A 7,361-nucleotide genomic window follows, 5' to 3' on the forward strand; every position below is an offset into this window, starting at 1 on the left:
GGCTGCGCCCGCGGGCCCGCCCCGGAACCTGCGGACCCGCGGGCGCAGCCCCGTTCCAGGCATACGGTTTGCCGGGCACGGCCTCGGGCAATGTAGGCTGTCGACTCGTCCTGGGTGCGTAGCTCAGGGGTAGAGCGCCTGCCTTACAAGCAGGATGTCGGCGGTTCGAAACCGTCCGCGCCCACCGAGGATGACGCCCTGTCCAGCAGGGCGTCCGCGGCCCTCCGGAGTTGTCTCCGGGGGGCCGCTGCCATGTCCGGGGTCCAGTGCGACCTGGTGGGGGCGAAGGTGACGGTCACGGTCCCCGGCGAACTGGGCATCCACCTGCGTGCGTTCGCGCGGCTACGGAGATCGCCGTGTACGGGGCAAAGGCACGAGCCCCGATCCTGCGGGCCGTCGAGGGTCTGCACTGAGCGCGGACACGACGAAGGGTCCTCTCCAACTAGGCTTCCTCGCCGGCCGACGGCGTCTCGGGGGCGTGCTTGAGGCGCATGCGGGCCTCCACGCGGTCGGTGGCGCCGGTCTCCGCCCAGAAGCGGTGACCGGACACGAACACGGCCAGTTCGTGTTCGCGTCGGCGGAGCTTCTCCACCTCGGCCTGCTCGTCGGCCGTCCAGCCGGGGGAGGCGGGGCGCTCCACCTTGCGCCAGCCGCCGTCGTCACTGAAGCCGTCCAGCGGCTCGACCGACCAGGGCAGCCGCTTCAGCAGGGCCGACAGCTCGGCCCGGACCTGATGCAGCTCCTCCTGACCGGCGCGCAGGTCGCTGGGAAAGTCATAGGTCTTAGCCACGGCGGCAATGGTACGCGTGTTCGATTTTGAGTCGCGAGCCCCTTTGGGGTGTTCTGGTGAACGTGGGTTCGATTCATTCGTTCACGGGGGCGGCGTCGGCCCGGACCTGCCGCAGGATCTCGATGCCGAGCCGGTCAGTGGCGTCCGGGTCCGCGTTGAGGCGATGGACCAGCACCCAACTCCCGTCGTCCGTCGCCCCGGTGAACAGCGAGGCGTGCCGGGTGGCCCCGTTGTGCCAGCGCAGCGGACCGGTCTCCTGCCAGGACGGCGCGGGGTCGCCGAGCCGGCGCTCGGCCAGCAGCCGTACGGCCAGGTCGGCCGCCGCCCGGGGCGTGGCCCACAGACCGCCCGCCGGCAGGATCGCGCCGGTCATCGTCCAGGGCGCGCGCGGCCCGCCGAACCGCCCCGGTGCGAGCAGTCGCCGCTGCTCGTCGGGACGTACCACGACCTCGGTGACATCCAGTGGGCGCAGCACGTACTCGCCCACCAGCTCCTCGTACGACGCCCCGGACGCGGCGGCGCTCAGGGCCGCGCCGAGGACCGCGTACCCGAGGTTGGAGTACTCCTCCTCCTCACCGGGCGGGCGGGTGACGAGCGAGTGCAGGTGGGGCAGGAGTGCCCGCAGGGCCGAGGCGTCGAACGCGGCGTACGGGTCACGGCGGGGGAGAGCGCCGGGTGGCAGCCGGGGGAGGCCGGAGGTGTGGCGGGCCAGGTGGAGGAGGGTGACCCCGGTCGTGGGGGCCGTGGGCAGCCACCGTTCGACAGGATCGTCGAGCGCGAGGACCCCGGCGGCGGCCATCCGGACCAGCGCGGTACCGGTGACGACCTTGGTGAGCGAACCGATCTCGACGTACCGGTCCAGGGCGTGACCGTCGGTGAGCGTGGGCGCGGCTTTGGGCGTGAGGACGCAGGTCGGGACGCGAAGGCGCAAGAGGGGGCTCGCTTCGTGGCGGAGGGCGGCACGGCGTATGCGTGGGTGCCGCCGGGCAGGCGGTGGCGGTTGCGGGACACCCACCGGTGGACCACGTGGGCACCGGTAAGGATGTCAGGCGGCCGCACGACGGCCGCGAGCGCGCGGTACGCGCCGGACGGCGAGGTGCCGGTCCAGCGGGCCGGCCCCGCCCGCGAGATGATCCAGAAGAGCCCCGCCTCGGCCCCGCCGTACTTCCGGGTCAAAGGGATGAGGGGGGCTGGGGGGCGTCCTTGCGACGGGTCATCATCTCCTCGATCGGTCGATCGGTCGATCGGTGGATCGGTCGCTCGTCGTGCGGTCGACCCGCATTGTCCGTGAGGGCCATCGACGGTGTGCTCTCTTTCGGCCACCCCGGCCGGGCCCGCGCACGTACTGCCGGCGAGCGGCGAACGGCGATGTCAGAGCCGGAGCCTAGGGTGACGTGTATGGAGGAACGGGATGCGGAGCAAGTGCGGTTGGTGCCCTGGGCGGAGGATGACTTCTGGCTGCTGGAGCGGAACAACAGCCCCGAGATGATCGACCACCTGGGCGGGCCGGAGACGCCGGCGAAGCTCGCGGACCGTCACCGGCGGTACCTGGAGCTGGACGCCGGGCAGGTGTACCGGGTCGTGCTGGCCGAGGGCGGGGAGACCGTCGGGTCGATCGGCTACTGGGAGCGGTCCTGGCAGGGCGAACCCGTCTGGGAGACGGGGTGGGGGGTGCTGCCCGAGTTCCAGGGCAGAGGGCTGGCCGCGCGGGCGGCCCGCGCGGTCACCGACGCCGTCGGGAAGGCCGTGCGGGAGACCGGCGGCCACCGGACCCTGCACGCCTTCCCGAGCGTGGATCACCCCGCGTCAAACGGGGTGTGCCGCAGAGCGGGGTTCACCCTGCTCGGCCCGTTCGACTTCGAGTACCCGAAGGGGCACTGGATCACGTCGAACGACTGGTACGTCGATCTGGCTCAGTAGCCCGCTTCCCGCAACTCCCGCACCAGGCGCGTCGCCACCGGGACCGGCACCCCGTGCCGGTCGGCCGCGCGGAGCAACGCCCCGCCGATCGCGTCCAGTTCGAGCGGGCGGCCGGCCTCGGCGTCGCGCTGCATGGACGACCTGGTGGCCGGCGGAAAGGCGTCGTAGCGGGCCAGTGCCGCCGCCGGGTCGGCGGGGACGCCACAGGCGCGGCTCACCGCGGCCGTCTCCGCGACCAGGGCGGTCAGATCCTCGCGGTGGCGCGACCTCACCTCGCCCAGGGGCAGCGCGTGCCGGGTGGTGAGGAGGGCGAGGGGCGCGAGGAACGCCATCTTCGCCCACAGCGCGGCCGTCTCGTCCGGCAGGACCCGGGTCGTCGGGCCGGCCTCCGTCAGCGCCCGCGCGAGGGCGTCGAGGCGGGGACGGGAGACCTGGTCGCCGGTGAGATCGATCTCCGCGAACGGGCTCGCGTGCTCGATCACGCCCGCGGCGACCCGCGTCGACTCCACCCGGATGACCGCCGGGGCGACGGCCTCCTGGCCGTACCGGGCGCGCAGGGCCGCCGGGTGCTCGATGCCGTTGAGGAAGGGCACGAGGAGGGCGTCGCCGAGAGCGGCGGAGGGGACGCGCGTCAGGGCCGCGTCGAGGGCGGTGTGCTTCACGGTGATCAGCACGGCGTCGACGGGGACCCGGAGTTCGGTGTCGGCCGCCACGGGGGCGGCGAAGTCGCCGAACCGCGCGCTGCGTACGCGTACGCCCTGGGTGCGCAGGTGGGTGGCGGTGTCCTCGCCGGACAGGCAGATCACCTGATGGCCCGCGCGGGACAGGAGTCCGGCGAGGAGACCGCCGACGCCGCCGGGGCCGAGGATCGCCAGAGTGAGCTTGTTCGCCATGGTGTCGCTGTTCCTCTCGTCGGTCGGCCCCGGGTGTGGTGGCCGCCTCGGAAGTGATCATGGCAGGGGTCGGGGGATGAGGAAAGGGGCGACGGATCGGGGTCCATGGGGTGAGACTGGAGGCATGTGCCGGAGTATCAAGACCCTTCGTCCCCCTGTGCTGGCCGAGGAGGCCACCGAGGACGAGATGCGGGCTGCCGCCCTCCAGTACGTGCGGAAGGTGTCCGGATTCCGGGTGCCGGCCGCCCATAACCGGGAGGTCTTCGAGCGGGCGGTGGACGCGGTGGCGGAGGCCACGGCGGCGCTGCTGGCCGAACTGGAGGTACGGGGCGCGGGCGGGCGAAGGTGACCTCGCGGCGCCGGGCGGGGCGCCTTGGCCGGTCCGGCGTTTGAGGACGAGGCCGCTCATGGGCCGACCGGGGGTCCGGGGCGGAGCCCTCACCGGGTCACACGGGCCGGCGGCGGCCTCCGGCGTCTGCGGAACCCCCAGGCTTCACGTGCTCGGGTGGCGGGCTCCGGTGTCCGAGGAACCCCCGGGGTTCACGTGCTGGGGTGGCGCGCTCCCGCGTCTCAGGGGTCCCCGGGGTTCTGGTTCACGTGCTGGGGTGGCGGGCTCCGGCTTCTGCGGGATTCCTGGGGTTCACGTGCTCCGGCAGCGGCTCCGGCGTCCGAGGAACCCCCGGCGGGTCACGCGGGTCGGCGGCGCACCAGGTACGCCGCTCCGGCACCTGCTGCGAAGAGGGCCAGGAAGGAGACCCCGGTCGCCAGCCACGTCGCGCCGAGCCACGTCGCGCCGTAGTAGCCGAGGGCGACGCTGTACGCGGCCCAGGAGAGGCCGGCGAGGGCCGACCAGGGGAGGAAGTCGCGGACACGCCGTTGTGCGGCGCCGGCGATGAGGGAGACGACCGACCGGCCGGCCGGGGCGAACCGGGCCAGGACGACGAGCGCGCCGCCGCCCTCCGCGAGGGCCCCGCCGAGACGTTCCTGCGCGGTGGTCAGCCGCCGGGAACGGGAGATCGCACGGTCCAGCCGCGCCCCGCCGCGCCGGGCGAGCCGGTAGGCCGCCAGGTCGCCGAGGACGGAGGCCGTCGCCGCGGAGAGGATCAGGGCGAGGATGTCGGGCACCTCGTGCGGCAGCCGCCCGGTCGCCGCCCCCGATCCGGCGGCCGCGGCCGTCGCCGCCGTGATGACGAGGACGCCGCTGGGCAGCACCGGGAGGAACACGTCCAGGAGGACCGACAGGGCCACCAACGCGTAGATCCATGGGGCGCCGATCAACGCCCCCACACTTTCGAACACCGCGAAATCTCCCCGTCGTCTCCCCCGTGCGGCCGAACCGTGCCGCTGTGTCGCGGGGGAGCGGCAGGTGCGGCCATGACAGCCATACAGCGTACGCCCGGGGTGTGACAGGAGGTTCACGGGGGGCTCGTGTGTTCAACGCGGCGTGTTCACACGAGGACGCGCCGTTCACGCGCGAGGTGCCCTCCCCGCGGTCGTGGGAAGGGCACCGGGGGCGCGTGGGATCAGGCCGCGACGGGGGACTGCTCCGCGGCCGGCTTGCGCTCCGACGTCGCACGCCGGGCGGACAGGCGGGCCAACAGCCGGTCCGCGCCGAGTGCGCCGGAGCCGGTGAAGATCAGCAGCAGGAAGGCCCAGGAGAACATCGCCGAGGCCTCGCCGCCGTTCTCGATCGGCCACAGGGCCATCGACTGGTGGACGTCGAAGTACGCGTAGGCCATGGAGCCGGAGGCGAGGAAGGCGGCGGCGCGGGTGCCGAGGCCGAGCATCACCAGGCTGCCGCAGACGAGCTGGATCACGGCGGCGTACCAGCCGGGCCAGGTGCCGGCGTGGACGGTGCCGCCGTCGCTGCCTGCCGCTCCGCCGAGGACGCCGAAGAGCGAGGCGGCGCCGTGGCAGGCGAAGAGCAGTCCGACGACGATGCGGAAGAGGCCGATCGCGTAGGGCTGTGCGCTGTCGAGACGAGCGGACATGTGGGGGGTGCTCCTTCGGTGTCGGTCGTGCGGCCTGCCCTGGGGTGAGCGGGCCGCATGGGGGCGGCGGTACCGAACGAGCGACCAACGTTAGGCGCAGCCAATCAATACTTTCAAGTTCAACATTTGGCCATGGCCGGGATGCCGTCCGGGCTCCCGTTTCGGGCTCCGTCGCACGTAGGACGGCTCTGTCCACCGCGTCCGCGTCCGAAAGTGTGACCGAATCCGCCCCTGGGCGGGCCCCCGCGGCCGTCGCCCGATGCACGCCCTCCGTGGGCACGCCGAAGGCGAACCACCTTGTGGGTCACTCTTCTTGACGGTTGATCAGGCACAGGGCCGTCGTGATGCGTCGCCCCGGGCAGCCCTCAAGGCCCGCTGTCACGAGGTCAGTTCCGACTCCGCCACGAGGGTGAGTCCGGTGTCCGCGCGGGCTTGTTCCAGCCGCAGCCGGGCCGAACGTCCCCGCAGGGTCAGCGTCATGAGCTGGTTGCCGAACCAGGGTCCGCCCGTCTTGCGCCAGCCCACCGGTGGCCGCGGCAAGCGCCCGTGCCGCCGGAAGCCGCGCCCCAGAGCGCGGGCGAGGGCGCTCCACCCGAAGCGGAAGCCCGCGCTTATCGACAGGGGGATGGAGTTGTGGACCGGCGAACAGGTGAGCTGCAGCACCCGCGCGTCGGGAGAGTCGCCCGGCCACCGCGCCTCGGCCACGTAGGCGTGGTGCACGTCCCCCGACAGCACGAGCACGCTCGCCGGCGCCTGCGGTCCCGTCCCCACCTCGGCGAGCAGCCGGGTCAGCGCCGCGAAGGAGTCGGGGAACGCCGCCCAGTGCTCCAGGTCCGCCGCCCGCCGCACCTTCTCCCCGAACCGCGCCCAGCGCGGCCCGCGTTCACCCCGGCACAGTGCCGCGTTCCACCCCTCCGCGTCGTGCACCAGGTGCGGCAGCAGCCAGGGCAGGGAGGTGCCGATGAGGAGATGGTCGTACGACCCCGGCGCGTCCAGTGCCTGTTCGCGCAGCCAGTGCGCCTCCCCGGCGTTGAGCATCGCGCGTCCGTCCTCGGCGAGGACCCGCGCGGCCCGGGTGTCGACCATCAGCACCCGGACCCGCCCGAAGTCGCGCCGGTAGCTCCAGCGCACGCTCGCCGGTTCGGTGTCGGCGCGGCAGGCGAAGTCCCGCACGAGGTCCGTGCCGTCCGGAGTGTCCCGGACGGCCGCGTAGAGCGGGTCGGCGGCCAGGGCGGCGGGGGAGAGGTTCCCGAGGTGCTGGTACACCCAGTACGACATCAGGCCGCTCAGCACCCGCTCGCGCCACCAGTCGGTGACCCGCATGTCGGCCACCCAGGAGGCGGAGGTGTTCCAGTCGTCTATGACGTCGTGGTCGTCGAAGATCATGCAACTGGGCACGGTGGACAGCAGCCAGCGGACCTGGGGGTCGAGCCAGGACTCGTCGTAGAGCCAGGTGTACTCCTCGTAGTCGGCGACCTCGCTGCCCGGCGGTTCGGTCAGGTCGCGGCGGCCGGCGATGCGCCGCCTGGTCGCGTCCGAGGTCTCGTCGGCGTACACCTGGTCGCCGAGCAGCAGCAGGACGTCGGGCCGCTCGCCGTCCGGATCGGCGGCGACCCGCGCGGCCAGGCTGTCCAGGGCGTCGGGGCCCACCGGGTCGTGCTCGCCGGCCGGTGGCGCCGCCCACCGGCAGGACCCGAAGGCCACCCGTACGTCGTCGCCGCCGGCCGGGGTGCGGATGGCGGCGACGACGTACGGGTGGCCTTCGGG

8 protein-coding genes and 1 tRNA gene are annotated in these 7,361 nt (G+C 73.4%); 3 read left to right on the plus strand and 6 right to left on the minus strand.

The genetic code is table 11. The annotated features are described in order from the left end of the window. Positions 1 to 112 precede the first annotated feature (112 nt). Positions 113 to 184, plus strand: a tRNA-Val gene (locus tag P1P75_RS37760). 258 nt (positions 185 to 442) lie between these two features. Here the strand turns inward: P1P75_RS37760 and P1P75_RS37765 are convergent. Both P1P75_RS37765 and P1P75_RS37770 read right to left on the minus strand, forming a co-directional pair. After that, complete coding sequence (locus tag P1P75_RS37765; protein WP_319263944.1) at positions 443 to 790, minus strand: hypothetical protein; 348 nt, start codon at positions 788 to 790, stop codon at positions 443 to 445. Between the two features lie 73 nt (positions 791 to 863). Beyond that, positions 864 to 1,721 (minus strand): serine hydrolase domain-containing protein, encoded by an 858-nt coding sequence (locus tag P1P75_RS37770; RefSeq protein ID WP_319263946.1) that lies wholly within the window; start codon positions 1,719 to 1,721, stop codon positions 864 to 866. A 467-nt stretch (positions 1,722 to 2,188) separates the two neighbouring features. Between P1P75_RS37770 and P1P75_RS37775 the strand changes: the two genes are divergently transcribed. Continuing rightward, positions 2,189 to 2,710: a GNAT family N-acetyltransferase gene (locus tag P1P75_RS37775; RefSeq protein ID WP_319263948.1), complete on the plus strand. Its 522-nt coding sequence runs from the start codon at positions 2,189 to 2,191 to the stop codon at positions 2,708 to 2,710. On the opposite strand, the gene P1P75_RS37780 is transcribed toward P1P75_RS37775, so the two are convergent. Next, on the minus strand, positions 2,704 to 3,603 hold the full coding sequence (locus P1P75_RS37780) for a 2-dehydropantoate 2-reductase (protein WP_319263950.1): 900 nt from the start codon (positions 3,601 to 3,603) through the stop codon (positions 2,704 to 2,706). The genes P1P75_RS37775 and P1P75_RS37780 overlap by 7 nt on opposite strands. A gap of 124 nt (positions 3,604 to 3,727) precedes the next feature. Here P1P75_RS37780 and P1P75_RS37785 point away from each other — a divergent pair, with 124 nt between their 5' ends. After that, positions 3,728 to 3,952, plus strand: a complete 225-nt coding sequence (locus P1P75_RS37785) for a DUF2277 domain-containing protein (RefSeq protein WP_319263952.1) — start codon at positions 3,728 to 3,730, stop codon at positions 3,950 to 3,952. A gap of 338 nt (positions 3,953 to 4,290) precedes the next feature. Here the strand turns inward: P1P75_RS37785 and P1P75_RS37790 are convergent, their stop codons facing one another. From P1P75_RS37790 to P1P75_RS37800, 3 genes are all read right to left on the minus strand, one after another. Then, on the minus strand, positions 4,291 to 4,902 hold the full coding sequence (locus tag P1P75_RS37790; RefSeq protein ID WP_319263954.1) for a VTT domain-containing protein: 612 nt from the start codon (positions 4,900 to 4,902) through the stop codon (positions 4,291 to 4,293). Between the two features lie 224 nt (positions 4,903 to 5,126). Continuing rightward, complete coding sequence (locus P1P75_RS37795) at positions 5,127 to 5,594, minus strand: DoxX family protein (protein WP_319263956.1); 468 nt, start codon at positions 5,592 to 5,594, stop codon at positions 5,127 to 5,129. A gap of 378 nt (positions 5,595 to 5,972) precedes the next feature. Then, the coding region (locus tag P1P75_RS37800; protein ID WP_319263958.1) for an alkaline phosphatase D family protein at positions 5,973 to 7,361 on the minus strand (1,389 nt) is incomplete at its 5' end.

Source organism: Streptomyces sp. ID05-39B (genome assembly GCF_033794725.1).
Lineage (GTDB): Bacteria > Actinomycetota > Actinomycetes > Streptomycetales > Streptomycetaceae > Streptomyces > Streptomyces bobili.